This window comes from Bradyrhizobium sp. SZCCHNR1017, from assembly GCF_032381375.1.
Taxonomy (GTDB): Bacteria; Pseudomonadota; Alphaproteobacteria; order Rhizobiales; family Xanthobacteraceae; genus Bradyrhizobium.
In genome coordinates this window covers 148,393-172,957 of record NZ_JAUHIR010000014.1, presented here as the reverse complement: position 1 = coordinate 172,957, position 24,565 = coordinate 148,393, and the positions used below count along the sequence as shown (strand labels likewise).

21 protein-coding genes are annotated in these 24,565 nt (G+C 67.4%); 16 read left to right on the top strand and 5 right to left on the bottom strand.

Annotated features, from left to right (window positions below; translation table 11 throughout):
* The first annotated feature begins 569 nt into the window (after window positions 1-569).
* The 5 genes from QW863_RS28515 (at window position 570) to QW863_RS28495 (ending at window position 5,820) form a co-directional block, all read left to right on the top strand.
* A complete protein-coding gene (locus tag QW863_RS28515) occupies window positions 570-1,553 on the top strand; it encodes a phosphotransferase enzyme family protein (protein WP_315716453.1) in 984 nt (327 codons plus the stop codon).
* A 177-nt stretch (window positions 1,554-1,730) separates the two neighbouring features.
* A complete protein-coding gene (locus QW863_RS28510) occupies window positions 1,731-2,183 on the top strand; it encodes a hypothetical protein (RefSeq protein WP_315716202.1) in 453 nt (150 codons plus the stop codon).
* Between the two features lie 448 nt (window positions 2,184-2,631).
* Complete coding sequence (locus QW863_RS28505; protein WP_315716203.1) at window positions 2,632-3,771, top strand: RNA ligase RtcB family protein; 1,140 nt, start codon at window positions 2,632-2,634, stop codon at window positions 3,769-3,771.
* Entirely contained in the window at window positions 3,768-4,391 is a 624-nt protein-coding gene (prfH, locus tag QW863_RS28500) for a peptide chain release factor H (protein ID WP_315716205.1), read from the top strand. Before QW863_RS28505 ends, prfH begins: the two co-directional genes overlap by 4 nt.
* Window positions 4,392-4,560: 169 nt before the next feature.
* Complete coding sequence (locus QW863_RS28495; RefSeq protein ID WP_315716206.1) at window positions 4,561-5,820, top strand: Hsp70 family protein; 1,260 nt, start codon at window positions 4,561-4,563, stop codon at window positions 5,818-5,820.
* A 6-nt stretch (window positions 5,821-5,826) separates the two neighbouring features.
* On the opposite strand, the gene QW863_RS28490 is transcribed toward QW863_RS28495, so the two are convergent.
* Both QW863_RS28490 and QW863_RS28485 read right to left on the bottom strand, forming a co-directional pair.
* Window positions 5,827-7,323, bottom strand: coding sequence for a hypothetical protein (locus QW863_RS28490; protein WP_315716207.1), 1,497 nt, complete (start codon window positions 7,321-7,323; stop codon window positions 5,827-5,829).
* A complete protein-coding gene (locus QW863_RS28485) occupies window positions 7,320-8,831 on the bottom strand; it encodes a hypothetical protein (protein WP_315716208.1) in 1,512 nt (503 codons plus the stop codon). The genes QW863_RS28490 and QW863_RS28485 overlap by 4 nt, the downstream gene beginning before the upstream one ends.
* Before the next feature lie 324 nt (window positions 8,832-9,155).
* Here QW863_RS28485 and QW863_RS28480 point away from each other — a divergent pair, with 324 nt between their 5' ends.
* Complete coding sequence (locus QW863_RS28480; protein WP_315716209.1) at window positions 9,156-9,728, top strand: GNAT family N-acetyltransferase; 573 nt, start codon at window positions 9,156-9,158, stop codon at window positions 9,726-9,728.
* An 11-nt stretch (window positions 9,729-9,739) separates the two neighbouring features.
* On the opposite strand, the gene QW863_RS28475 is transcribed toward QW863_RS28480, so the two are convergent.
* A complete protein-coding gene (locus QW863_RS28475; protein WP_315716210.1) occupies window positions 9,740-10,789 on the bottom strand; it encodes an alpha/beta hydrolase in 1,050 nt (349 codons plus the stop codon).
* Between the two features lie 146 nt (window positions 10,790-10,935).
* On the opposite strand from QW863_RS28475, the gene QW863_RS28470 reads away from it, so the two are divergent.
* Both QW863_RS28470 and QW863_RS28465 read left to right on the top strand, forming a co-directional pair.
* Window positions 10,936-12,483, top strand: coding sequence for a winged helix-turn-helix domain-containing protein (locus QW863_RS28470; RefSeq protein ID WP_315716454.1), 1,548 nt, complete (start codon window positions 10,936-10,938; stop codon window positions 12,481-12,483).
* Between the two features lie 160 nt (window positions 12,484-12,643).
* On the top strand, window positions 12,644-12,814 hold the full coding sequence (locus QW863_RS28465) for a Flp family type IVb pilin (RefSeq protein ID WP_284418181.1): 171 nt from the start codon (window positions 12,644-12,646) through the stop codon (window positions 12,812-12,814).
* Between the two features lie 136 nt (window positions 12,815-12,950).
* Here QW863_RS28465 and QW863_RS28460 read toward each other — a convergent pair whose 3' ends face one another.
* A complete protein-coding gene (locus tag QW863_RS28460) occupies window positions 12,951-13,355 on the bottom strand; it encodes a four-helix bundle copper-binding protein (RefSeq protein ID WP_315716211.1) in 405 nt (134 codons plus the stop codon).
* Window positions 13,356-13,706: 351 nt separating this feature from the next.
* On the opposite strand from QW863_RS28460, the gene QW863_RS28455 reads away from it, so the two are divergent.
* From QW863_RS28455 to QW863_RS28430, 6 genes are all read left to right on the top strand, one after another.
* The gene (locus tag QW863_RS28455; RefSeq protein WP_315716212.1) at window positions 13,707-15,224 is read left to right on the top strand and encodes an AMP-binding protein; all 1,518 of its coding nucleotides are present in this window, start codon (window positions 13,707-13,709) and stop codon (window positions 15,222-15,224) included.
* A gap of 69 nt (window positions 15,225-15,293) precedes the next feature.
* Window positions 15,294-16,739, top strand: coding sequence for an FAD-binding oxidoreductase (locus QW863_RS28450; protein WP_315716213.1), 1,446 nt, complete (start codon window positions 15,294-15,296; stop codon window positions 16,737-16,739).
* Window positions 16,736-17,179: a DUF4383 domain-containing protein gene (locus tag QW863_RS28445; RefSeq protein WP_315716214.1), complete on the top strand. Its 444-nt coding sequence runs from the start codon at window positions 16,736-16,738 to the stop codon at window positions 17,177-17,179. Before QW863_RS28450 ends, QW863_RS28445 begins: the two co-directional genes overlap by 4 nt.
* Window positions 17,176-18,279 (top strand): hypothetical protein, encoded by a 1,104-nt coding sequence (locus QW863_RS28440; protein WP_315716215.1) that lies wholly within the window; start codon window positions 17,176-17,178, stop codon window positions 18,277-18,279. The genes QW863_RS28445 and QW863_RS28440 overlap by 4 nt, the downstream gene beginning before the upstream one ends.
* The gene (locus tag QW863_RS28435) at window positions 18,263-18,568 is read left to right on the top strand and encodes a hypothetical protein (RefSeq protein ID WP_315716216.1); all 306 of its coding nucleotides are present in this window, start codon (window positions 18,263-18,265) and stop codon (window positions 18,566-18,568) included. The genes QW863_RS28440 and QW863_RS28435 overlap by 17 nt, the downstream gene beginning before the upstream one ends.
* Before the next feature lie 157 nt (window positions 18,569-18,725).
* Window positions 18,726-19,697, top strand: coding sequence for a S1C family serine protease (locus QW863_RS28430; protein WP_315716217.1), 972 nt, complete (start codon window positions 18,726-18,728; stop codon window positions 19,695-19,697).
* A gap of 19 nt (window positions 19,698-19,716) precedes the next feature.
* Here QW863_RS28430 and QW863_RS28425 read toward each other — a convergent pair whose 3' ends face one another.
* Window positions 19,717-21,648, bottom strand: a complete 1,932-nt coding sequence (locus tag QW863_RS28425) for an Mbeg1-like protein (protein WP_315716218.1) — start codon at window positions 21,646-21,648, stop codon at window positions 19,717-19,719.
* 343 nt (window positions 21,649-21,991) lie between these two features.
* On the opposite strand from QW863_RS28425, the gene QW863_RS28420 reads away from it, so the two are divergent.
* Both QW863_RS28420 and QW863_RS28415 read left to right on the top strand, forming a co-directional pair.
* Window positions 21,992-23,059, top strand: a complete 1,068-nt coding sequence (locus tag QW863_RS28420; protein WP_315716219.1) for a phospholipase — start codon at window positions 21,992-21,994, stop codon at window positions 23,057-23,059.
* Between the two features lie 155 nt (window positions 23,060-23,214).
* Entirely contained in the window at window positions 23,215-24,564 is a 1,350-nt protein-coding gene (locus QW863_RS28415; RefSeq protein WP_315716455.1) for a hypothetical protein, read from the top strand.
* Window position 24,565 lies beyond the last annotated feature (1 nt).

Here is a 24,565-nt window from a genome sequence, read left to right as displayed (position 1 = left end):
GCCCCGCGTTGACCGTTTCTTTCGAATGCCCATCGCAACCTCCTCATCGAGTGTTGCGACGACCAATTGAATCCGCCACCCGGCCTTCCCTGCGCGATGGTTTTCACGGCTGCTCCGCGCTCTCCCCGGGGACCGGCTTGTTTGCCCCCGTCGCTCGCAACCACGCACGAACGTGATCGCAAGCTTGGCGCCAGCTTCGGGGCGCCAGGACCACACGGCTTGACCGTCCGCCACGACATCAGCCGTCTTGCGCGCGAACGCGCCCGACCTCGCGACGGCCACCACTCCCCGCCCCCGCGTATCGTGACGACGCGTACGCCCCTCTCTGCATGAGGCGGGATGCGCGGGAGATAAGCATGATTTCCGGAAAAGCGAAACAAGAATACTTTTCGCAGGCGGGCTGGACATCAGCGGCAGATTGCGCTCGCCACCTCGATCGATTTGCCCGACGGGCAGCCCGGTACAACCTGCCTACGCCAATGCGATGGATTGCTCGTGCCCGTCCCGCCTTTCACCGCGGACGGCAGCAGCTTAGGATGCCATCGTCTCCACAATCCGGAACACGCGACGTGCCCGACTTCGAGCCGATCTACACCACGACCGGCGCCGAGAGCGTGGGCCGCTTCGTGGCAACACACTACGCGCTATCGGAGCCGCTCGCGTGCCGCCTGATGAACCGCGGCTTCAACGACGTCTATCTGATTACATCCGCCACGGGCGCACGCTACGTCTTCCGTCTGTCGCATCACCGCGCCCGCGGCCCGGCCGATGTCCGCACCGAGACCGACTTCCTCGCACATCTCGCGCGCTGCGGCGTGCCGGTGGCCGCGGCGGTTCCGGCACGCGACGGCGCGCTGTTCGTACGCGGCGAGGCGGCGGAAGGCCGCCGCGAAGGCGTGCTGTTTCACGCCATCGAGGGACGGACCCCGGAGGTCGCATCGCAGAGCGACGCGCGCGCCAACGGCGTGACGCTTGCCCGAGTGCACGCGGCGGCGATGTCCTTTCGGCCCGAAGCGCCGCTCTATCTTCTGGACCTCGACCACCTGCTGCACCGGCCGCTCGCGCGCGTTCAACAGCTCTGCAGTCTGATCGACGCCGATGATGGCGGCTTTCTCCAGGACATCGCGGAGCGTACCGCCGCACGGATCGAGGCGATGGAGGGTCTGACATGGACGCATTGTCACGGCGACTGCCACGGCTTCAATGCGCGCATCGGCGCCGGCGGCGAGGCCGTGTTCTTCGACTTCGACGACGGCGGTCCTGGCTATCTGGCCTATGACATGGCCGTGTTCCTGTGGGCCAAGCTGTCGTTCGGCCGGCGCTTTCATGCGGCGTGGCACGCCTTCGTCGACGGCTACCGCTCGGTCCGCCCGATCTCGGCCGCTGATTTCGAGGCCGCGCATGCCTTCGTGATCGTCAGGCACTTCTGGCTGATGGGCGAGCAGGCCAGCCGTTCGCGCGAATGGGGTAGCGAGAATGTCCGCTGGGTCACGCAACAGCGGGAATTTCTCGAAGGCTGGGAGGCGCAGCAGCTTGCGACGCGCTTGCTATGACCTTGGGCGGATCGGAGGGATTGAACCGGAGAGCTCCGGCGGCCGACGCATGATCCAGGCGTTCAGGCTTGCGGGGGTTGGGTCCTTTCCGCGGTGACGATGACGAGATTAACGTTTCGCAATCCTTCCGCCGCGACCGAAGCAGACGCAGCACGCCCGCATCGGAGATTTTGAGCCATGACAGACACGATCGTTCAGTCACGCCGGCTGGGCATCATCGGTTGCGTGATCGGGCTTGTTGCTCTGGTCGCGGCGGTTCTGCCGCATTGGGGGCTGCCGGTGATCGATCCGCCGCCGCCGATCGACCAGGTCATCGTCGATGTCGGACATCGCGTGAAGGAGCGCCTGATGGCGCGCATCAAGGGCGTCGACTACCAGGCGCCGGCGCGCGAGACGTCCTGGACCGACCGCCTGCACCGCCAATTGCCGGTGGCCGCGGTCTCGCTCGGGTTGCTTGCGATCATTCTCGGCGTCGTGGGTCAGTTGCGTCGCGAGGAGCGGCACGTCGCGGCGATGGCGACGACCCTGGGCGGCTGCGCGATCGCCGTGCAGCTTTCCTTCCTGCTGATGGGCGCGCTGATCGTGGTGGCCATCATCTATTTCCTCGGCGATTTCCTCGCGCTGTTCTGATCGCGAGGATGCACGTGCCTGGATCTGCCGGCTGCGGACAGATGCGCCGTCGTCCATCTTCGATGCCCCCCATTCTGTGCGAGCGCGGCGAAGAATCCAGTGTGGTGCGCGGGGCCCTGGATTGCTTCGTCGCTGCGCTCCTCGCAATGACGGAGAGAAAGCGAGCTGCTCGAAAACGACGGGGCATCCGTGTCCTGTACGTCACAGCGGGACATCGGTTGAATGACGTACATTGCCAATATGATCGGGATGTGATTACTACGCGCTCCGGCGTCGAGCATTCGGCTCCGCCGCACAGGAGAGAGACGATGACTGCGATCATCCGTTGCTCCGCCAGGAGCCGCCGGGACTGATCCTCGCGTGAGGCGAGGCTTGGTCTGGCATGCGTGCGTCCGCGCGCGCTGATCGTCCCTGACCAGTTCTCCCTATCTTTCTCCAAGGTATTTACATGGGCAATTCCCATCGCGTGGACGGCCGTGCGCCGGTCCACGGCTTCTACTCGTCCAGCTCCTGGATCGAGGGCGCCGCTGCGCGCCAGCTCGAAACGGTGGCTGACATCTGTGGCGTGCGTGCTGTCGCCGGCATGCCGGACCTGCATCCCGGCAAGTTCGGTCCCGTCGGCTGCGCCATCCTCGCCGACCATATCCACCCGGCCTTCGTCGGCTCCGATGCGGGCTGCGGCATGGCGCTGTATCAGCTCGACCTCGCTTCGCGCCGGATTCGCGTCGACAAGGCGGCCGACCGGCTGCGCGACGTCGCCACACCCTATGACGGCGACATCGTGAGCGAGCTCGCAGCTCATCAGCTTGCGCCGTCCGACTTCGATGCGTCGCTCGGCACGATCGGCGGCGGCAATCACTTCTGTGAGCTGCAGGCGGTCGAGGAGGTGTTCGATCCGTCCTGCGGCATCGATCGCGACCGCGCTCATCTGCTGGTGCATTCGGGCTCGCGCGGCCTCGGCCATGCGCTGCTCGAACGGCACGTTGCGGAGGATCTCAAGCCGCTCGCGCCGGACAGTGAGGCTGGCCACGCCTATCTCGCAGCACATGATCACGCGCTGCGCTGGGCGTCGCTGAACCGGCAGGTCATCGCGCAGCGGGCCGCGACGGCCTTGCGCTGTGAGGCCGATCCGGTCTGTGCGTGCTCGCACAATTGCATCGAGCATCGCGCAGACGGCGTGTTGCACCGAAAGGGGGCTGCGCCGTCCGACCAGGGTCTCGTCGTCGTGCCGGGCTCGCGCGGCGCGCTGTCCTATCTGGTCGCGCCGCTCGCGTCAGCGCCAAAGGAGGCGTTGTGGTCGATCGCGCATGGCGCCGGTCGCAAGTTCGACCGGAGCTCGATGATCGGCCGTGTCGGCGCCACGCGATCGGATCGCGAGCGTCTCGCGCGCAATCCGTTCGGCGGCCGCGTGATCTGCGAGGACCGCGCGCTGCTCGCCGAGGAAGCGCCGGAGGCCTACAAGCCGATCGTCGGCGTGATCGCCGATCTCGAAGCATTCGGGCTGGCGCGCGTCGTCGCCAGCTTCCGCCCGCTGGTGACGGTGAAGAAGATCGCCGTCCAGCGGCCGCGCAGGGAGGACCGGCGATGAGACGGCTGCTCCTCACGGCGGGGCGCGGTCCGGCCGAATGCCGGCTCGCGGTCGCGCATGCGCTGCAGCGGCTCGCCGACGAGGCCGAGGCGGCGGACTGCGAATGCGCGATCGCGCGAGAGCAGACCGACCGGCATGGGCCGGCCAGCGCGATCGTCGTGCTGGACGGGCCGACGGCGGCCGACCTCGCGCGGCGCTGGACGCAGGGCTCGCTGCTCTGGGTGTGCCGCAGTCCGCTGCGGCCGCATCACGGCCGCAAGAACTGGTTCGTCGGCATCGTCGATCTGCCCCCGTCGGAGCGGATGGCGGCGTTGGCGGCCACCGACGTCCGGTTCGAGAGCTTTCGTGCCGGCGGTCCCGGCGGCCAGCACCAGAACAAGACCGAGAGCGCGGTGCGCGCGGTTCACATGCCGACGGGGCTGGTCGCGGTCGCGCGCGACGGCCGCTCCCAGCATCGCAACAAGGCGCTGGCGCTCGCGCGTCTCGCCGCATTGCTGGACGGCCGCGCGCGCCTAGCCGACGCCGGCGAGGCGCGCCTCATCCACGCGGCGCATGACCGCGTCGAACGTGGCGCAGCCGGGCTGCGCTTCGAGGGACCTGCGTTCAGGCCGGCGGGATGATCACCGGACAGCGGGGGCGTCATCGCCCCCGGCTGCACCTTCGACAGGCAGGATGCACAGTCATCTCTCCGCCAGACGACTGCCATGCGCGCCGCTCCGCACATTGGCGGATGACATCGCGCCGCCGAACGGCTAAGCGGACCGCCCCCCGGACGGAAACGAGACGAGCATGGCGGCAGCGGCCCATTGTGGCATCGACTTCGGCACTTCGAACACCACGGTCGGCCTCAGCAATTCCGCCTCCGCAGAGCTCATCCCCCTGGAGGGCGAGCAGCGGACCTTGCCGAGTGCGATGTTCTTCGATTTCGAGGATCACGGCACCCAGTTCGGGCGCAGCGCGATCGAGCGCTATCTGACCGGCCACGACGGCCGCTTCATGCGCGCGCTGAAGAGCATCCTCGGCACCGCGCTGATCCACGAGAAGACCTATATTCGGCAGAAGGCGGTGCCGTTTGCAGGTATCCTCGGCTTCTTCTTCGCGCATCTGAAGACGCGGATCGAGACGCGGCTCGGCAGGGAGATCAATCAAGTCGTGCTCGGCCGTCCCGTCCGCTTCGTCGACAAGGATGATGCGGCCGACGCGGAGGCGCAGAGCGCGCTGGAGGGCATCGCGCGGGACCAGGGTTTCAAGCACATCGCGTTCCAATACGAGCCGATCGCCGCCGCGCTCGACTACGAGCAGCAGGTCGCCCGCGAGGAGCTGGTGCTGATCGTCGACATCGGCGGCGGCACCTCGGACTTCTCGATCGTGCGCGTCTCGCCCGAGCGGCGCGGCAAGGCGCAGCGCGAGGACGACATCCTCGCCAATGGCGGCATCCACATCGGCGGCACCGATTTCGACCGGCTGCTCAGCCTGAAAAGCGTCATGCCGCATCTCGGCTACGGCAGCCTGACCGCCGACGGCAAGCGCAACCTGCCGACGCTGTACTATCACGAGCTCGCCACCTGGCACCGCATCAACCAGCTCTACAAGAAGGGCGTGATCGGCGAGCTGCGCCAGATCCGCTACGAGGCCGAGCGGCGCGATCTGGTCGACCGCTTCATCAAGGTGGTGGAGGAGCATCGCGGCCATACGCTCGCGATCGGCGTCGAGCAGGCCAAGATCGCGCTGACCGCGGCGAAGTCGCTGACCTCGGTGCTGTCGGAGAAGGACGACTGGGCGCGCATCAAGTTCACGCGCAAGGATTTCGACCGCGCCATCGGCGATTCCGTCGAACGCGTCGTCGGCACGGTGACGCAGCTGCTCGACGATGCCGGCGTCGGGGCCGCTTCCATCAACACCATCTTCCTCACCGGCGGCTCGAGCATGGTGCCGGCGCTGCGTCAGGCAATCCTGGCGCTGTTTCCGGCGGCGCGTATCGCCGAGACCGACCTGCTCGGCAGCGTCGGCATCGGGCTCGCGCTCGACGCGCGGCGCAAGTTCGGCTGAGCCTGCTCAGCGCGGTTCCGACACCGAGGGCTGCGGATCCTCCACCCGGGGCGTCCGCGGCCGTGGCGCGGCGCGCGGCGGGGCCGGTACTGATCCGGGAACGCGGGCTTGGCTGCGCTTCGCCCGAGCCGGCGGCGAGCCGGTCGCCGCCGTTCCTGCACCCGCCTGCTGTCCGTCGCGGATGATGCGCCAGGGTTCGGGATCGATCGGACGCGATTGCGGAGCAACGACCGCGGGCCGGCTGGCGCGGCGCCGCCGCGGCGGCTCGCTTGGCGCCGGCCGCGCGACCGGACGGACTACGTCGGATGTCGTCTCGGCGGCCGGCGACGCATCGGCGGGCAATTCGATCGGGACTGCCGCCACGGCCGGCTCGGCCGCAACAGGCTCGGCTGGAACGGCGGGCTCAGGTTGAGGCGGCCTCTCCGCCTGCACGATCGATCCCGTGGTCTCCTCGACCGGCCCCGACTGGAACAAGTCATTCGGCAGCAGCACGCCCGCAATCGCGAGTGCGGCGGCGAGGCTTCTGCCGAGCGAGATCCGCGCAGGACGCTCGGGCGGCAGCGCGGCGCGGCTGATGATCCGGCGGCCAGCATCGACGCCGACCACCGCGACGAAGGCTGCGAAGCCGAGGCTGCCGCCGACGCTTGGCAGAACCGCCGCCGCCTGGACCAGCAACGCGGTCAGCGCCACCGCGGCGACCAGCGGCTGGACCACACCCCGCAAACGCTGCGGCGACGACATGCCGACGAAACAACCGGCAAAATACGCGTCGGACAGGCGGGCATCGTCCGGCGCGAGCTGCTGCAGGATGACGAGACCGGCACAGGCCAGTGCTGCCGAGACGAAGATGCGCGCCGGCCGCCCTGCGGCCGCAACCCGCGGCAGCCTCAGCGCCGCCATCGTTGCGACCATTCCGACGCCGCACAGCGCCAGCATGAGCACCGAATGATTGAGACCCCTGTCGAAGCCCTGAAGGCTGGCGACGCGCACCGGTGCGCCGTCGGCGCCGAGCAGCGGCGCGAGGCTGAGGAACAGAAACGAGCCGATCGCCGCGAGCGCGCCGAAGCGGCCGCCATAGCCGCGCAACAGCACGACGCGCAGCCGCATTTCGATCGCGCAGACGCTGCAGAACACGAGGCCGCAAAACAGCGACAGCAGCAGGAAGGATCTGTCGACCGGAAGCCCCGACCGCGCCACGCTCTCGCTCAACGCAACGATCGGCGTCATCCCGCTGAAGCTGCCGCCATAGACCGAGGAGGAGAAGGTCGTCGGCAGCAGATCTCTGGTTCTTGCCGTGATCAGGCCAGCGCAGAGCAGCAGGGTGGCGGTGACCGACGCGAGCGCCGGGGACAGGCCCGACGTGCACAGGTGCAGCGTCGCCAGACAACCGAGAAAAGCGCCGGCGAACGAGGCCAGCGGCACGACATTCAGCGACCGGCGCGGCCAGCGGTGAGAGCCGGGCTCGGACGGCCGGTCGAGCGCGTCATCGCGGTCCGCTGTCACGGCCCCGCCAATGTCGATGGGTCCGGCCGCCACTCCGGCGCGGGCTGCACCTCATGGCGGGCCACGATGCGCGGTCGCGCCGTCGCGTGCGGCACCGCCCGTGCCTGTTGGCGCCTCAGCCGGGCAGCCAGCACGCCCGCTGGCCGACCATCGCGACCGATCCGCCGGGACGGCTCCGCGGACGCGGGCGACGCGGACTGCTGGACCGGCTCACTCGAGGGCCGCGGGGCGAGCGGATTGGCGCCCCCCGGATCAAGGATCTGAAGCGGCAGATCCGGCGCTGTGTCAGCGGCCGAGGCCGGCTCGCCGGGCGCCGTGCCGTCGCGCCGATCCTCGTCGTGTGAGGTCATCGTGGTCCGCGCCGGCGCAGCGGCTTTGTCCGCGTTCACCAACGGACCGTCGGGCTCCGCCGCCGGCGGCTGAAACATCAGCTCGCTGGTGAGCAGCACCGCGAAGATAGCGAGTGTGGCGACGAGTCCCCGCGTCCAGGCGAGGACGGTCTGCCACGGCGATTCCCCTGCCTCGACGAACAGACGAACCGCAGCATCCACGAAAATGACCGAGACGAAGGCGATGTATCCGAGGCTGCCGCCGACGCTCGGCAGGATGGGACCGGTGAGGATCAGCAGGCACGTCAGCAGCACCACCGCGGCCATCGCCTGCGGCAGGCTGCGGAGCCGCCGCAACGACGACATGCCGACGAAGCAACCGGCGGAATAGGCGTCGAGATCAGGGACCTTGCTGGGCAGAAGCTGCAGCACCACGAGGCCGGCAAAGGCCACCGTCGCCGCAACGAAGATGCGTACCGCGCGGCGCGACCCAGCCACGGGCGCCCAGCGCAAGGCGGCCATCGTCGCCAGCATGCCGACCGTGCACAACGCGAAGGTGAGCGCGGTGCCGCCGAGCCCCTGCTCCAGCGCGCCGCGGCGCGCGATCGGAAACAGCTCGCCCTCGGCGCCGAGCAGCGGCGCGAGACCGACGAACAGGAACGAAGCGACCGCCGCCAGCGCGCCCAGTCGTCCGCCATAGCCACGCGCGAGCCCCCCGCGCAGCCACATGTCGAGCGCACAGCCCAGACAGAACACCAGTCCACAGAACAGCGAGAGCAGAACGAAGGCGGCGTCGAGCGGCAGGCCGGCGCGAATGACGCTTGCGTTCAACAGCGCCACGGGTGTCATGCCGACGAAGCTGCCGCCATAGGCCGACGAGAAGAACGTGCTCGGCACCAGATCCGCGGTCCGTGTCAGGATCAGCGAGGCGCACAGCAGCAAAGCCGCCGCGGCCGAGGCAATCAGCGGCGACAGCCCGGTTGCACTCAGATGCAGGGTCATCAGACAGCCGAGGAACGCGGCGATGAACGACGCCAGCGGCGGGCAGCCGAGCTGGAACAGCTCCGAGCCGTAGAACGGCGCGGCCCGGCCGAGCTGCCGATCGCGCCATGTGCGCGGATCGAAGCTCTGCTCTGCCTGCAGACGACGTAACTGACGATCCGCCGTTTTGCGCTTCATATCCACGACACCCCGAATCGCGCCCGCCCAAGATCTGCGTGATGATCTCGCGGCAGACGAATGGTTGACGTTCGGGCGCAACCCTGAGCCCGAGCCGGCGCAGTTTCCTGCGACGGTTGTACGCGCGCTGCATTCGTGCAGGCTGCGTGTGCTCGATTCATGCACTGCAATGCAACGTTGTGGAAGTATCGGGCTCCAGTCCGGGCGTGAAAGTTCCTGGCAACCTTAATGGCGGAGCGCGATGCGAAGTATCAATGACATGCGAGTTAGACGGCGTAGCAACCCCGGCTTGCAAACGAGCTTGGTAAACGACAGCATGGCGTCATGCTCACGCCCACGTTGCATACCGCCCGTCTGATCCTGCGGCCGCTGGCCCTCGCCGATGCGCCGGCGATCCCGCGTCAGTTCAACAACTGGAACGTTGTCCGCAACCTCGCGGCCGTCGTTCCGTGGCCCTATCCTCCCGACGGCGCCGAGACCTTCGTCAGGCTGCAGCTCGACAGGATCGCGGCCGGCGAGGAGCTGTATCAATGGGTGCTGGCGCTGCGCGACGGTGACGGCGAGGCCATCGGCAATATTCACTTCCGGCCGCGCATGGAGTCGATGAAGGGCCATCGCGGCTTCTGGCTCGCTGAGCCCTATTGGAATCGAGGGCTGATGAGCGAGGCGATCGCCGCTGTGAACGACTTCGCCTTCGGTCCGCTCGGGCTCGATCAGTTCACCGTCTGCAACGTCGCGAGCAACATCGCATCACGGCGGGTCAAGCAGAAGACGGGCGCCGAGTTCGTCGGCTTCATCGAGGTCGCGCACCACAATGGCGAGACCCGCTCCGAGCAATGGATCGTGCGGCGGGAGACGTGGCTGCAACGCCGAGAAAAGCAACGCGCTCCCGCCTGAGATCGTCGGCGCTACGCGCTCGCCGTCACGTCGAGCACCGCCTGCGCAAACGCCTGCGGCGCCTCCTGCGGCAGGTTGTGGCCGATGCCGCCAGTGATCAGCCGGTGCTCGTAGCGGCCGGTGAACTTCCTGGCGTAGGCCTCGGGCGCTGGATGCGGCGCGCCGTTGGCATCGCCCTCCATCGTGATGGTGGGCACGGTGATGTCGGGAAAGGTCGCGAGCCTCGCCTCCAGCGCATCGTATTTCGCCTCGCCCTGCGCGAGGCCGAGCCGCCAGCGATAGTTGTGCACGACGATGTCGACGTGATCGGGATTGTCGAAGGCGGCGGCGCTGCGCGCGAACGTGGCGTCGTCGAACGCCCATTTCGGCGAGGCCGTCTGCCAGATCAGCCTGGCGAAGTCGCGCCGGTTCTTGTCGTAGCCCTCGCGGCCGCGCTCGGTCGCGAAGTAGAACTGGTACCACCATTGCAGCTCGGCGGCCGGCGGCAGCGGCATGCGGCCGGCCTGCTGGCTGCCGATCAGATAGCCGCTGACCGAGACCATCGCCTTGCACCGCTCCGGCCACAGCGCCGCGATGATGTTGGCGGTGCGCGCGCCCCAATCATAGCCGGCGAGGGTCGCGGTCCTGATCGAAAGCGCGTCCATCAGCGCGACGATGTCGGCGGCGACGGCAACCGGCTGGCCGCTGCGCAACGCGGTGGGCGACAGCAGCCGCGTCGTGCCGTAGCCGCGCAGATGCGGAATGATGACGCGATGGCCGGACGCGGCCAGCGCCGGCGCGACGTCGGCGAAGCTGTGGATGTCGTATGGCCAGCCGTGCAGCAGGATGACGACGGGGCCGTCGGCCGGACCTGTCTCGGCATAGCCGATGCTGATCTCGCCGGCCTTGACCTGCTTGATCGGTCCGAGCGACGTCCCAGCCCCCGGCCGGATCGCCGGCAGCTTCGACGCCGACTTGAAGCTCTGCGCCTGCCCGGCGCTGGAGCCGAGTTGAAGGGCCGCGACGGCGGTTCCGGCAAGGGTGAGGAAACGGCGGCGGCTGGGGTGAAGGATGGTCGGCATGGCGGAGGCTCCTGGTTCCGAGGTGCGGTCGTTGTGCGCCTTGCGCCCGCGCGGCGCTTGGAGGAGGCATTGATTTTTCCTTGAGGCCGGCTTGATTTTGCCGATCGCGTGACGCGAAGGTGAAACCGGCGGCCAGGACGGTGCCTGTGGTATATTGCTTCGACGATTTCGTGCTCGATCCCGGCCGCCGCGAGCTGCGCCGCGGCGACGACCTGGTCGCGATGGAGCCGCAGGTGTTCGACCTGCTCGCGTTCCTGATCAGGACGCGCGAGCGCGTCGTCAGCCGCGACGACATCCTCGCCGAGGTGTGGGGCGGCCGCATCGTCTCCGAGGCGACGCTGGCGAGCCGCATCAGCGCGGCGCGGAGCGCGATCGGCGACAGCGGCGAGGCGCAGCGGCTGATCCGCACCATTCCGCGCAAGGGCGTCCGCTTCGTCGGGGCGGTCCGTGAGCAGGCCGACGCGGTGCAGACGCCGGCCGTATCAGCCGCACCCGCCTTCGACGGCCCCGCCATCGCCGTCCTGCCCTTCACCAACATGAGCGGCGATCCCGAGCAGGACTATTTCGCCGATGGGATGGCCGAGGACATCATCACCGCGCTGTCCCGCTGCAGCGGCCTCGCCGTGATCGCCCGCAACTCCTCCTTCATCTACAAGGGCAAGGCCGTCGATATCCGTACGGTCGGACGCGAGCTCGGCGTCGGCTACGTGCTCGAAGGCAGCGTGCGCCGCGCAGGGTCCCGCCTGCGCATCAACGGGCAGCTGATCGATGCGGCGTCCGGCGCGCATCTGTGGGCGGAGCGCTTCGACGGCCAGCTGGACGATGTGTTCGCGCTGCAGGACCGCATCACCGAGAGCATCGTGGCGGCGATCGAGCCGACGCTCGAGCTGGCGGAAGGCGAGCGGCGCCGCGCCACGCCGCCGCTGCATCCGGACGCCTACGATCTGCTGCTGCGCGCCGCCAGCCTGCGCGACGCCTTCACGTCCGACAGCCTCGCGGCGGCGACCGCGTGTCTGGACCAGGCGCTGGCGATCGATCCCGCCTGCGCGCCCGCGATGGCGGCTTGGGCCTATTGCCAGGCGCTGCGCCACTTCCAGGGCTGGAGCGCGCCGGACGAGACCTATCGCACGGCCGCCGTGGCGCGGGCGTGGCAGGCGTGCGAGCATGCGCCCGGTGACGCGCAGGTGCTGTGGATGGCGGCCTTCGCGATCTGGAACATGGCCGAGGACATCGCCCCAGCACGGGAGCTGTTCCGCCGCTCGCTTGCCATCAACCCGAACTCGGCGATGGCGCTGACCTTGAGCGGCTGGATCGAGATCATGGCCGGACACACGGCTGCGGGACGCGCGATGATCGAACGGGCGCGGCGGCTGAACCCGCGCGATCCGCGGGGCTGGTTCGCAGCCGGAGCGCTGGCGATCTGTGCGGTGGCCGAGGACGATCTCGCTGGCGCCGTTCAATGGGCGGAGATCGCGCTGGCGCAGAACCGGCGTTTCGCCGTCGCGCTCCGCGTCCTGATCGTGGCCCTGGTCAGGACCGGAGAGATGTCGCGCGCCGGCGAGGTCGCGTGTCAGCTTCTGAGCCTCGAACCGCATCTCACCGTGTCCGAGTTCCTCGAACGGATCCCGTTTCCGGCCGGGACGCTCGCCACAACCTACGCGGAGGCACTGCGCGCAGCCGGTGTGCCGCCATGAACCCGTTCGCGTGCAGTGGACCATGTTGCAACTGAAATTTTCGACATAAACGGCAAAATTGCGAAACTTGGCTAGACCTCGTTCATACTACCTTAGGTTCCATTCCGTAGTTTCGCGGGCATCGTTCGGCGGTCATATCGCCGGGCGGCGGAGGGAATTGATGAAGAAATTGCTTCTCAAATTTTACGAGGATGAATCGGGCGCAACCGCGATCGAGTACGGCCTGATTGCGGCCGGCATCGCGCTTGCGATCATCACCATACTCAACAAGCTCGGACTCACCCTGGAAGGCATCTTCACGACCCTGACCACGAAGCTGAACGGCGGCTGATCGATCGATTGTCTGCGATGGCGTTCTCAGGACCGGAGCAATCCGGTCGCCATGGTCGGACTGGCCGGGCCTCGCGCCCGGCCTTTGTCTCTTGATGAGCTCCATTCTTCGATGGAGCGGCGCCGCAACCGACCTATCAGTGGGTCGTGCTGCGTCCAGCCTCCTCGCACGCGTTCATGCAGCGCCGGCAGGACTCGGCGCAGATCCGGCAATGGGCATGCATCTTCGCGTGCCTATCGCACTCCTCGGCACATAGCCGGCACGCCGCCGCGCAGGCCTCGAGCATGCGGCTGATCATCTCCTGGTCGGAGCCCGTGCGCCGCGTGGCAAGACGGCCGGTGACGTTGCAGACGTCCGCGCAATCGAGATTGAGCCGGATGCACTGCGTCAGCCTGGCGACGCTATTCTCTCCGAGACACGCATCGGCGCAGGAGGTGCAGATCTGAGCGCAGGAGTAGCACTCCTCGATGCAGCGGACGAGTGCGTCGTCAACTCGACCGCGGACGTGCGGGTGGGTTTCGATCATCTGTTGAGCGTGCATGGGAGCTCCTGTCCGTTGGCCCCCGCGAGCGACAATGAAGATCGGCTGCAAAGGTTCTTATCGCCGCGCCGTTCGGTGCCTGACCTGTTCCCGTGGCGCGACCTCGATCGTCTTACGATCCGCGTGACGGAATTATCAGTCCACCTAGCGTCACGGCTCCCCAGCCTTTCAGTCCTGCCTCGGGCTCATCAGCGCCATTTCGCAGAACTGCCATCCGAAACCTGGCGGCGCGCGCGTATGGACGACCCGGTTCGGTTGAGGCACAACACCTCTCGTCACTGACGTCGGCGGCCGAAGCCGCGGACCAAGAATGGGCGCCCGTGCGAGGCAGCCGACGATGCGGAGGAATGGATGCTGATTCCGATGGCCGACGTGCCGCGCTGGTATGCGGAGCGCAAACCCGGGGACAGCGTCGCGCTCCGGCATGGCACCGATGTCCTGACCTGGGAGCAGCTCGAGCGCCGCGCCAATGCGCGTGCGCGCGCCTTCGCGGCCAAGGGCGTCAAGCCCGGCGACTTCGTCGCGATCGGCCTGCCCAACGGCAATGCGCTGTTCGAGACCAGCTTCGCGGTGTGGAAATGCGGCGCGACGCCGACGTCGCTGTCGTGGCGGCTGCCGCGCGGCGAGGCCGCCGCGGTGCTCGAGATCCTCAAGCCGTCACTGGTGGTCGGAGGCGAGGCCGACTGGAATGCGCCGAACGCGCTGCCGGCCGATTTCACGCCCGAGGGCTTTTCCGACGCGCCGCTCGCCGCGCCGGTGTCGCGCTATTGGAAAGCAATGACCTCGGGCGGCTCGACCGGACGGCCGAAGGTGATCCTCGATCACCAGCCTGCGGTGACCGACACCGCCGCCGAGCCGCCGCTTGACATTCCGAAGGGCGCATCGCTGCTCAATCCCGGCCCACTCTATCACAACGCGCCCTTCATCGTGTCGCATTACGCGCTGTTCGCCGGCGGCAGCCTGACCGGGATGGTGAAGTTCGACGCCGAAGAGACGCTGCGGCTGATCCAGGCGCAGCACATTCAGTGGGTCAACTTCGTGCCGACGATGATGCACCGGATCTGGGCGCTGCCGGAGGCGGTGCGCAACAGCTACGATCTGTCGAGCCTGAAGATGGTGTTCCACATGGCCGCGCCGATGCCGCCATGGCTCAAGGAAAGATGGATCGAGTGGCTCGGGCCCGAGCGCGTCTACGAGCTCTATGGCGGCACCGAGCGCCAGGGCCGCACCATCATCTCCGGCACTGAATGGCTGCAGCACAAGGGCTCGGTCGGCAAGATCGACGAGTCCTGCAAATTGCGCATCCTCGATCCCCAAGGCAATGACGTCGCGCCGGGCGAAAGTGGCGAGATCTACTTCCTGCCTGCGGATGGTCCCGGCAGCACCTATCACTATCTCGGCGCCGAGCCGAAGCGCCGCGCCGACGGCTGGGAGTCGCTCGGTGACATCGGCCGGCTCGATGCCGACGGCTATCTCTATCTCGGCGATCGCCTCGCCGACATGATCCTGCGCGGCGGCGCCAACATCTATCCGGCCGAGGTCGAGGCGGCGCTGATGGCGCATCCAGACATCCGCTCCTGCGTCGTGGTCGGCCTGCCCGATCCGGAGCTCGGCCAGCGCGTGCATGCGATCGTGGAGATCGACCGCTCCAGGAATGCGCAGGGAATCGTCGACGGCATGAGCGCGTTCCTTGCCGACCGGCTCAGCCGCTACAAGCACCCCGAAAGCTATGAGCTGGTCGACATGATGCTGCGCGACGATTCCGGCAAGGTGCGCCGCACCTTGCTGCGCGACGAGCGCGCGGAGTGGGTGAAGGATGGCCGCGACTTCCGTCTCGTGCCCACGCGGGCGCGCCCGGCGGCAGACTGACGGCACGGAAATTTTTCGAACGTTTACGATGCTGGCGTAGACTCCGTGAAGGGAAGGAGAGTCCGCGCCATGATGTCGAGACGACGGTTTCTGCGCGCCGCGGGTACGGCCGCGGCGCTGCCCTTGGCGCGGATGCCGCGGGCGCGGGCCGAGCTGCGCACCATCCTCAACGACGCCAGCCGGCTCAACCCGACGCCGGTCGCCAGGCATGTGGTGATCAGCAAGCCCACGACCGACGACCTGATCGCGCGGCTGCGCGCCGAGCTCAAGGAGGCGGCCGCGGCGAAACGCCCGGTGACCGCGGCCGTGGCCCGGCATTCGATGGGCGGCCAGAGCCTGCCGCGCGACGGCACGGCGATCACGCTCGACGGCGGCGCGATCGAGCTCGACACGGCGGCGAAGACCTATCGCACCGCGGCCGGCAACCGCTGGTGGGACGTGATCGCCGCGCTCGATCCCAAAGGCTTCTCGCCGGCCGTGATGCAGTCCAACAGCGATTTCGGCGTCGGCAGCACGTTCTGCGTCAATGCCCATGGCTGGCCGGTGCCGTATGGCCCGTTCGGCTCCACGGTGAAATCGATCCGCATGCTGCTCGCCGACGGCACCTTGGTGCAGTGCTCGCGCAACGAGAATGCCGAGCTGTTCGGGCTCGCGATGGGTGGCTACGGCCTGTTCGGCATCGTCGTCGATCTCGAGGTCGGGATGGTGCCGAACCTGCTGCTCGAGCCGCGCTTCGAGCGCATGGCGCCGGAGAAATTCGCCGAGCAGTTCACACGCAACATCGACGGCGACGCCAATGTGAAGATGGCCTATGGCCGGATGTCGGTGTCCCGCAAGGCGTTCTTCGACGACGCCCTGCTCGTCACCTTCCGCCCCGCCCCCGATGCTCCGGCGACCCTGCCCGCGGCAGTCAGCTCCGGCAAGCTCACCGGCGTCGCCAACACGATCTATCGCGCCCAGACCGGATGGGAGGTCGCCAAGGGCCTGCGGTGGTTCATGGAGACCCGGCTCGGCCCCGCCATCTCCGACAGTCGCTACACCCGCAACTCGCTGATGGCCGAGCCGGTCGCCAATCTGGCGCAGAAGGACATGCACCGCACCGACATCCTGCACGAATATTTCGTCGCGCCGGAGCGGTTCGGCGAGTTCCTCACCGCCTGCCGCGAGATCATTCCCAAGGCGCGCGCCGAATTCCTCAACGTCACCCTGCGCTACGTCGCCGAGGACAAGACACCCGCGCTCACGATCGCACCGGTGCGCCGGATCGCGGCCGTCATGTCGTTCTCGCAGGCGACCTCGCCCGAAGGCGAGATCGACATGCTGCGGACGACGGAAGCGCTGATCGACCGCATCACGGCGATTGGCGGCGCGTTCTATCTGCCCTATCGTCTGCACGCGCGCCGCGACCAGGTCGAGAAGGCCTATCCGGCGGCCGCGCGTTTCGTCGCCGCCAAGCGGCAGTATGATCCGAACCTCCTGTTCCGCAACGCGATGTGGGACGCCTATTTCGCATGAATACATCAGCAGCAGATGGCTTCGCATTGGACCGCTATCGCATCGCCGCGCTGGCGCTCGCCATGGCGCTCCTGTTCGCCGCCGCGACCGACTACATCCCGACCTTTATCGATGCGCAGGGCCGCGTGTTCGGCCTGTTCCAGCTCGACATCTACAAGGATGCGCTGCATGTCGCCTCCGGCCTGTGGGCGCTGGCGGCGATGCTGACCCGCCGCAGCGCGGTGTTCTTCCTGCGCGTGTTCGGCTCGCTGTATTTCCTCGACGGCGTGATGGGCGTGTTCACCGGCTCGGGCTATCTCGACCTCTCGATCGTCATCGACGGCATCCGCGACACCTCGTGGCTGGTGAAGGTCCTCTCCAGCCTGCCGCATCTCGCACTCGGCGCGATCGGCATCGCGGTCGGCTGGTCGCCGTGGCGTAGACAGGCTGCCCTCGCATGAGCCTGCGTCGTAAAGCGCTGTATCTTCTCGGCGTCGTTTTGGCAGCCGCGGCGATCGGCGTTGCCACCACCGTGATCAGCGTCGAGACGGTCTGCGTGGCCGACGTCCCGACCCCGATGGTGACCTCCGACTTCGGCATCACCGATCCCGCATATGCGCGATCACAGGGTGACAGCTTCCTGACCTTTCCTGAATGGTACATCGTCCACGCCTATGCCGACCTCGCTGCGGTGACCGGGCAGGCCTCGGAGTCCGACTTCCACTATCTATCGAGCGTCTCCGGCTTCTGGCGCAGCCTGTGCCGGGCCACGCGCCAGGCCGCAGGCTCCGGTCCCGCTACCTCGGAGCAGAAGCTGACGAACTACATCATCGGCTTCAGCTTCACCGCCGAGATGGCGCTCCAGGGCGCTTACGAGAAGAGCATCGGGGCGATCAGCTGGGAGACCACGGACGGCGCCAAGACCGCGGAGGACGCCTTCAACCTTGCCCTGCTGAAGGACTACGCTGCGTTCCTGTATCAGACGCCCTGGTATCGGTATCCCTTCGTCGCCAAGCTCGATCAGTTCTGGCGCGAGACGCCCTTCGTGCCATCGTTCCGCGCCGTGGAGCGGCGCGTCTCGCTCAGCCTGCAATATGCCGGGCGCGCCGCCTATGCGGCCGTCATCGGCTATGTGGCGGGCTACGATCCGGCCGTGCTGACCATCCAGAGCGTCGTCACCGGCCTGCCTGCCGCCGAGCTTGCAGTCATTCCGGGCGTGAAGGTGATCCGCGAGGTCGCGGACTCCAAAGGCATGAAGGGCGTGCTGGTGGAGACCGAGCGCTACGCCAAGTTCGATTCCTTCGCCAAGGAGCTCGGCCGTCATGACGGCGCCGCGTTCGGCGAAATCGCAGGCAATCATCGTATCCTGGTCACGATCGTGGTCCCTCCGGGCGACGGACGGCTGGCAGCTTTCGATGGGCTGCCTATATTCAGTGTCCCGATCCAGTCGCGCCCCGGTGCCCGTCGCATCGGCGTCGACGTACCGGTCCGGTCTTTGGTTCAGGACATCGGCCGTTTCGAAGCCGCGGGATATACGTTCGAGCATGCCTACGACTATTGACCGGCATCCCCCGTCCCACGCCCTTCCCTTGAAGGGCGTGCTGGCCGTTGCCCTCGTCTGGTTTGCGGGCATGGCTGCCATGGCCCTGGTGATCAAGCCGGATGCGGTGGTCGTGTTCGGCCCGTCCGACCGTATGATCTCGGCGATCGTCGCCTCCGATGGAGCCTTGCTCGATGCCGGACGTTTCCACATCGCGGCCAAAACCGGAGCCACGACTGTCGGCAGCCTGTATGCTGCCGGAGCGTGGCTGGTCTGGCCCGTGATCGGCAGGGGCTGCGGCCGCGGGTAGTTGGGAAGCCAGTTCCTCCCGACGCCGATGCGGAGCCGGCGGAACTGGCGCAGCCGCCCAAAGATGTTAAGCTCGCGTTCACGCTGTGGCCGTCACGCGACACGAAGCAGAAGCTTGGTCGATGCACCCGGGGGTATCGACAGAGCAGGAGAACGAAATGCCTTCTTTGACCGAATGGAAAGTGCCATCCGCCTTCCAGCCTCGCGCCGAAGACTATCAATATGATCTCGATCAAGCGCTGTCCTCGATCGTGGGCCTGCATGCCATCATTCCGTCCGACGCCTTCAGCGCGGAAACGCTGGGGACCGAACGTGCCGGCAATGCCGTCGTCATCGACGACGGGCTGGTGCTGACCATCGGCTACCTGATCACCGAGGCCGAATCCGTCTGGCTGCACCCCAATGACGGACGCGTGGTCGAGGGCCATGTGCTCGGGTTCGACTTCACGACCGGCTTCGGCCTGGTGCAGGCGCTCGGATCGCTCGACCTGCCGGCGCTGCCGCTCGGCTCGTCGGCGGCAACCAAGGTCGGCGATCATGTCGTGCTCGGCGGCGCCGGCGGACGCACGCGATCGGTCGCGAGCCAGATCATCGCCAAGCAGGAATTCGCCGGCTATTGGGAATATCTGCTGGACGAGGCGATCTTCACCCACCCCGCCCATCCGAATTGGGGCGGCACCGGCCTGCTCTCGGCCAAGGGCGAACTGATCGGCATCGGGTCGCTGCAGCTGGAGCGCGAGCGCGACAGCAAGGACGAGCACGTCAACATGATCGTGCCGATCGACCTGTTGAAGCCGATCATCGATGATCTCAGGCGCTTCGGCCGTGTCAACAAGCCGGCACGCCCCTGGCTCGGCATGTACGCGACGGAGGTCGACGATCGCGTCGTCGTGATCGGCGTCTCCGACAACGGCCCGGCGGCCCGCGCCGAGCTCAAGGCGGGCGACGTGATCCTCGGCATCAACGGCGACAAGGTGACGAGCCAGAGCGAGTTCTATCGCAAGCTCTGGGCGCTCGGCGCAGCCGGCGTCGACGTGCCGCTGACGGTGCACCATGAGGGCGTCACCTTCGACGTCACCATCGCCTCGACCGACCGCGCCAAGCTGCTCAAGGCGCCGCGGCTGCACTGAGGCGGCCGCGGGCCTGCGTTCACGCGTTGACGTGCCAGGCCGCCGCAATCTGGTCGTGCAGTTGCGCATCCGTCGGCAACTGTGATGCCACCGTGGGATCGAAACCCGGATGCGCCTGGGCGTAGGTCGCCATGGCCTGCACGAGTTGCGAAACCTGGGTATCGATCTCGAGACCGCCGGCCTTGATCTCCTGCAGCTGATAGGAACCGCCAAGGAACCAGTCGGCGACGGTGACCTGCTGATGGGTACCGAGAATGTCGATCTTGAGATCGTTGCCCGATTTGACGAACCAGAAATTGTCGGCCGTGTAGGTCGTTCCGAAATCGAGCGTGCCGGTCGGCTTCGACAGCGACGCTACGCCGTTGATGATGACGTCGTTGCCGTCGCCTTGCGCATAGACGTAGGTGGCGCCGACGCCGCCGACCAGGATGTTGTCGCCGGCCCCGCCCTTGAGCACGTCGCTGCCGCCGCCGCCGATCAGCAGGTCGTCATTGGCGGTGCCGAACAGCGTGTCGTTGCCGCCGCCCGCGATCAGCAGCGCACCGTCGGACGCAGCAATGATCGCGCCCGGCACCGGATCGAGCGCGACCGTGGTCGCCGCATCGCTCAGTGTTGCGCTGAGCCAGTCGAGATTGTCGGTCTTGCCGCCCCACAGCACGCCGATCGCCAGGTCGATCAGGCCAGCGTCCTCACTGTCGAAACTCGCGACGGCATCGATCAGCGCGAGCTTGCCCAGGACGTCGACAGCCGATCCGGTGTCGGCGCGCGACCACAGGTCGGACGACAGGTCCGAGACCAGCAGGTTGTTGGCCGTGTCCTGATAAAGGATGCCGTGCTCATGGCCGATCACGCCCGGCGTCGCGGTCACCTCGTCGTGGTTCTGCGCCAGCAGCGCCGAATATTCCACCACGATCTCGCCCAGCGCCTTCTCGACCCCGCCGTTCTTCAGGTAGGTCGCCGCAGTGTCGGCGCTGACGCTGTTGCCGAGCACGCCACCGCCGTTGAACAGGGCCTGCACGGCGCTGTTGCCGTAGCCGCTGGCGTCGGTCACCGTCGAATAGGCGATCATGTCCTTCATCTTGTCGGACGGCGCGCCTTCGCCGCTCACACCGGCCGCGGGAATGCCGACGGCCGAGGCAATGGCGTCATCCTGCAGCGGCGCCAGCAGCACAGCCGCCGCCTTCTTCCAATCCTGGGCACCGTTGTCGCTCGCCCACTGCATCATCGTCAGCAGCGCGATCGAGTGCAGGCTGACCGGATCCAGACCGAGATCCGTGCCGGCGCCGAGCACGGTCTTCTGCTCTGACGAGATGCCGATCGCAGCATGGGCGATGGCGAGCGCGCCGGCGACCGGTCCGAGCTGCAGCAGCGCCAGCGGCGCTTCCAGCACCGGCGCCGCAGCCCGCACATATTGCAGGATCTCGCCGGACAGGGAGACCATGTGAATGTCGGAATAGCGGTCGACCGGGTGCGACGTCAGCGCGCCCCAGAAGCCGTGCAACTGATCGTAGCGGACCTCAGCGGCGAATTCGAACGGCATCGCGTCATACGCATAGGCCACCTTGTCGTTGAGCGCCGCGATGTAGCCGGCAAGTCCGCCGCCGAGCGAATGTCCGGTCAGCGAGACGTTCGATGTCGCCCATGTCTTGTAGTAGGACTCCGCATCCGGGAACTGCGTCGGCCAGCCGGCCAGACCGGCACCGCCAAGCCACGATGGCACGTCGGCGAGACTGTCGGTGCCGCGAAACGAAATGATCCGTGTCGATGGATCGCCCGCGAGCTGATAGGTCGCGGCCTCGAAATTGTCGGCGGTCGAGGTCACGCTCGCCGCCACCAGCTCATAGCTCCCGATACGGTTGAAATTGACCACAAGCGTCGGGTTGACGCCTCTGTTGTAGACGTCCATGGCGAGCACCGCGTTGATCAACGCGGCCGACGGCGATTTGGTCATGATGCGAATCCCCCCTCGGCAACCGATCGGCAGTTTTGACCCAAAGCGGTGATCCACGAGGAACCCTCCGCTGCGCCGCCGGCTCTCACCAAGTGCGACATCGCGCCCGAATTTTGTCAATCAACTATCGTCTGCGCGTGTATTCGCGCGCGACTCACCTGCCGCGCGCGACGGCAGCGTCCGCGCCGTGTTGACTTGCAGGAGCCGCATCGCGAGATTGCGGCTTCGCGGAGCGAACACGCGTTCGGAAAATGGTCATTGCCCGGACGCCCGATTTTGCGTTGCATGACAGGCAAGCAGACGAGACGGCCAGCCCCGCGTATCGCGTATCAAGGAGACCTGCATGACGGATGCCGTGGTGGATGACATTCTCATCGTGTTGCCGCCACTGCTGCAGACGCTCGAAGCCCTGTCCCACGTTGCACGCTATCTGAACCCGCCGGATTTCGATCGCGTGATGGCTGACGTCGGCGATCCCGAGCAGGTGCTGCACACGGCGCGGATTCATCTCACGTCGTGGCCGGCGGACTTCGCCCATATCCGTATCGCCTTCGACACCGCAGCGGACGCAGCGCTGATGTCGTTTGCCGGCCTGCGCGCCGTTCAGCGCGGCGAGGGCGACCTGGTCGACGTGTTCAGGGCCCTCCGTCAATTGCCCCGCGCACTCGAGGCGCTGTTTCCATTGGCCGCGACGCTGCCGCCGCTGAGCGAATTCTTCCTCGATCCCGCCGTCGACGGTGACGACGGGCTGCGCCAGCTGCTGGCCGCGTCCTCTGCAGGCAAGGACACCGTGTTTCACGACCATAACGAGATCGGCAATCGCGGCGGCTTTTCGCTGTATGTGCCGGAATACTACACGGCGGACCGAGACTGGCCGCTGGTCATGGCGCTGCATGGCGGCAGCGGCAACGGCCGCGACTTTCTCTGGAGCTGGCTGCGCGCCGCGCGCAGCCTCGGCGCGATCCTGGTTGCCCCCACCGCGGCAGGACCGACCTGGGCGCTGATGGGCGACGACGCCGATACGCCGAACCTCCTGCGCATTCTCGACCTCGTCCGCAGTCGCGTCGCGATCGATCCCGCCCGCATGCTCCTGACCGGGATGAGCGACGGCGGCACGTTCTGCTACGTCAGCGGACTGGCCGCAGGCTCGCCGTTCACGCATCTTGCGCCGGTGGCCGCGACGTTCCATCCGCTGATGGCCGAGATCGCCGACCGGGACCGTCTGCGCGGCCTGCCGATCCAGATCGTGCACGGCCGGCTCGACTGGATGTTTCCGGTCGAGATCGCGCGGCATACGGCGGACGCCCTGGCCAAGGCCGGCGCCAACGTCGCCTATCGCGAGATCGACGATCTCAGCCACTGCTATCCGCGCGAGGCGAATGTCGAGCTGCTGCGCTGGCTGATGCGCTGAGCTTGATTCCCTTGCTAAGAGATGGCTGATCGGCAATGCCGCCGACACAATGTCGGCGGATTTTGTCCGCATTGGTTCTGCTCGGTCATACAGCGGGGGCGCTGCACACGGGCGGCCATGACGCCGCCGAAGGTCTGCTCATGCCCTCGCCGCTGATGCCCTCGCCTGCCGCGTCCGTCGCGCAAGTCTCGTCCGCCCGCTCCTCCACCTCCGTCGTGCTCGCCAATGGCGTCAACCGTCTCGAGGTCACGCTGAAGCTCACGACCGCGATCCTGGCGCTGGCCGCCGGCGTCTACACCTATCTTGGCGTCCGCGAGCTGCTCAACGGCAGTCCGACCACGGTGTTCTTTGCGGCGGTCATCTACTCGGTCGCGGTCTCGGTCGGCATCTACGCCTTCTGGGTGTTCATGATGCAGTTCATGCCGCACGTCACCAGCGCGATCGGGCGCTTGATGATGGCCGGCTGCATGCTGCTGGGCTCGCTGATGATCGTCGCGATGTCGTCCTGGCTGAATGCGTCGGCCCTGGCCGGCGCCGCAGCGATCCAGCAGCATCTCGCCATCACCGTGCAGAACTACACGCGCGACCTCGACAGGGCCAACAGCCAGGCCATCGCTGCGCAAAGCCTGCTGCCGGACATCCAGCTCGCCTCCTCCCGCTTCGCCAAGCTGGCGGACGCCGAACGCGCGGGCTCGCTCACCGGCACCTCCGGATCGGGCACCGTGGTCCAGCTCCTCGCGCAGATGTCGACGCAGCTCGACGGACTGGGACAACAGGTCCAGGAGTCCGGCAAGCGCGTCTCTGCTCTCTACGAGCAGGGCGGCAAGAGCCTCGCCAAGATGCGCGAGCTGATCTCCGACCGCGGGCCGATCGCAACGCGTAGCGATGCCTTCGCCACGGAGTCGTTGAACCTGATGGGCGTGATCGCCAATCTGCAGCAGACCTCGGTGGCACCTGCGGTGAGGCGCGCCGCGACGTCGCTTTCGGCCGGATTCATCGCGCCTGCCGCAGGCGGACGCAGCGGCGACCTGGCCGAGCGCCAGACCGCCGTCGTCGGCAAGGTCGAGGGCGCGATCGCCACCCAGGCCGCCTCGCTCGCCGACGCCGCCGACAAGATCCTGGCGCTGCCGCGCATCGAGCCGACCCGGTTCCAGACGCTGTCGCCCGCTGAAGCCGTGCTGCGCTACGCTGGCGACTTCATCCCGAGCTGGGCCGGCGCAATCTCGATCGACCTGATGCCGGCGGTGCTGGTGCTGATCCTCTGCGTCGTCCATGCCGCCATCCGCCGCGAGGGCCTGCCCGCCGTGAGCGCCTCCAGCCTGACCGCCGCCGATCTCGTCACCGCATTGCAGATTGCGCGCGAGGTGGAGGACGCCAGGCGGGCGGCCGAGCGACGGCCAGCCGAAACGCCCACGGAGGAGCCTTCTGCACCGGCCATTGAGCCGGCGCCGGCCGCGGTGGATGAGAACGTGACGTCGCTGTCATCGGCTCGAATCGGAAAGTAGT

Bases quoted from the DNA above. Each gene is read 5' to 3' on its own strand.
- QW863_RS28420 (WP_315716219.1), top strand. From the start codon at position 21,992: ATGACGGATGCCGTGGTGGATGACATTCTCATCGTGTTGCCGCCACTG.
- QW863_RS28480 (WP_315716209.1), top strand. From the start codon at position 9,156: ATGCTCACGCCCACGTTGCATACCGCCCGTCTGATCCTGCGGCCGCTG.
- QW863_RS28495 (WP_315716206.1), top strand. From the start codon at position 4,561: ATGGCGGCAGCGGCCCATTGTGGCATCGACTTCGGCACTTCGAACACC.
- prfH (WP_315716205.1), top strand. From the start codon at position 3,768: ATGAGACGGCTGCTCCTCACGGCGGGGCGCGGTCCGGCCGAATGCCGG.
- QW863_RS28455 (WP_315716212.1), top strand. From the start codon at position 13,707: ATGCTGATTCCGATGGCCGACGTGCCGCGCTGGTATGCGGAGCGCAAA.
- QW863_RS28450 (WP_315716213.1), top strand. From the start codon at position 15,294: ATGATGTCGAGACGACGGTTTCTGCGCGCCGCGGGTACGGCCGCGGCG.
- QW863_RS28475 (WP_315716210.1), bottom strand. From the start codon at position 10,789: ATGCCGACCATCCTTCACCCCAGCCGCCGCCGTTTCCTCACCCTTGCC.
- QW863_RS28415 (WP_315716455.1), top strand. From the start codon at position 23,215: ATGCCCTCGCCTGCCGCGTCCGTCGCGCAAGTCTCGTCCGCCCGCTCC.
- QW863_RS28510 (WP_315716202.1), top strand. From the start codon at position 1,731: ATGACAGACACGATCGTTCAGTCACGCCGGCTGGGCATCATCGGTTGC.
- QW863_RS28440 (WP_315716215.1), top strand. From the start codon at position 17,176: ATGAGCCTGCGTCGTAAAGCGCTGTATCTTCTCGGCGTCGTTTTGGCA.
- QW863_RS28435 (WP_315716216.1), top strand. From the start codon at position 18,263: ATGCCTACGACTATTGACCGGCATCCCCCGTCCCACGCCCTTCCCTTG.
- QW863_RS28505 (WP_315716203.1), top strand. From the start codon at position 2,632: ATGGGCAATTCCCATCGCGTGGACGGCCGTGCGCCGGTCCACGGCTTC.
- QW863_RS28465 (WP_284418181.1), top strand. From the start codon at position 12,644: ATGAAGAAATTGCTTCTCAAATTTTACGAGGATGAATCGGGCGCAACC.
- QW863_RS28425 (WP_315716218.1), bottom strand. From the start codon at position 21,648: ATGACCAAATCGCCGTCGGCCGCGTTGATCAACGCGGTGCTCGCCATG.
- QW863_RS28460 (WP_315716211.1), bottom strand. From the start codon at position 13,355: ATGCACGCTCAACAGATGATCGAAACCCACCCGCACGTCCGCGGTCGA.
- QW863_RS28445 (WP_315716214.1), top strand. From the start codon at position 16,736: ATGAATACATCAGCAGCAGATGGCTTCGCATTGGACCGCTATCGCATC.
- QW863_RS28485 (WP_315716208.1), bottom strand. From the start codon at position 8,831: ATGAAGCGCAAAACGGCGGATCGTCAGTTACGTCGTCTGCAGGCAGAG.
- QW863_RS28430 (WP_315716217.1), top strand. From the start codon at position 18,726: ATGCCTTCTTTGACCGAATGGAAAGTGCCATCCGCCTTCCAGCCTCGC.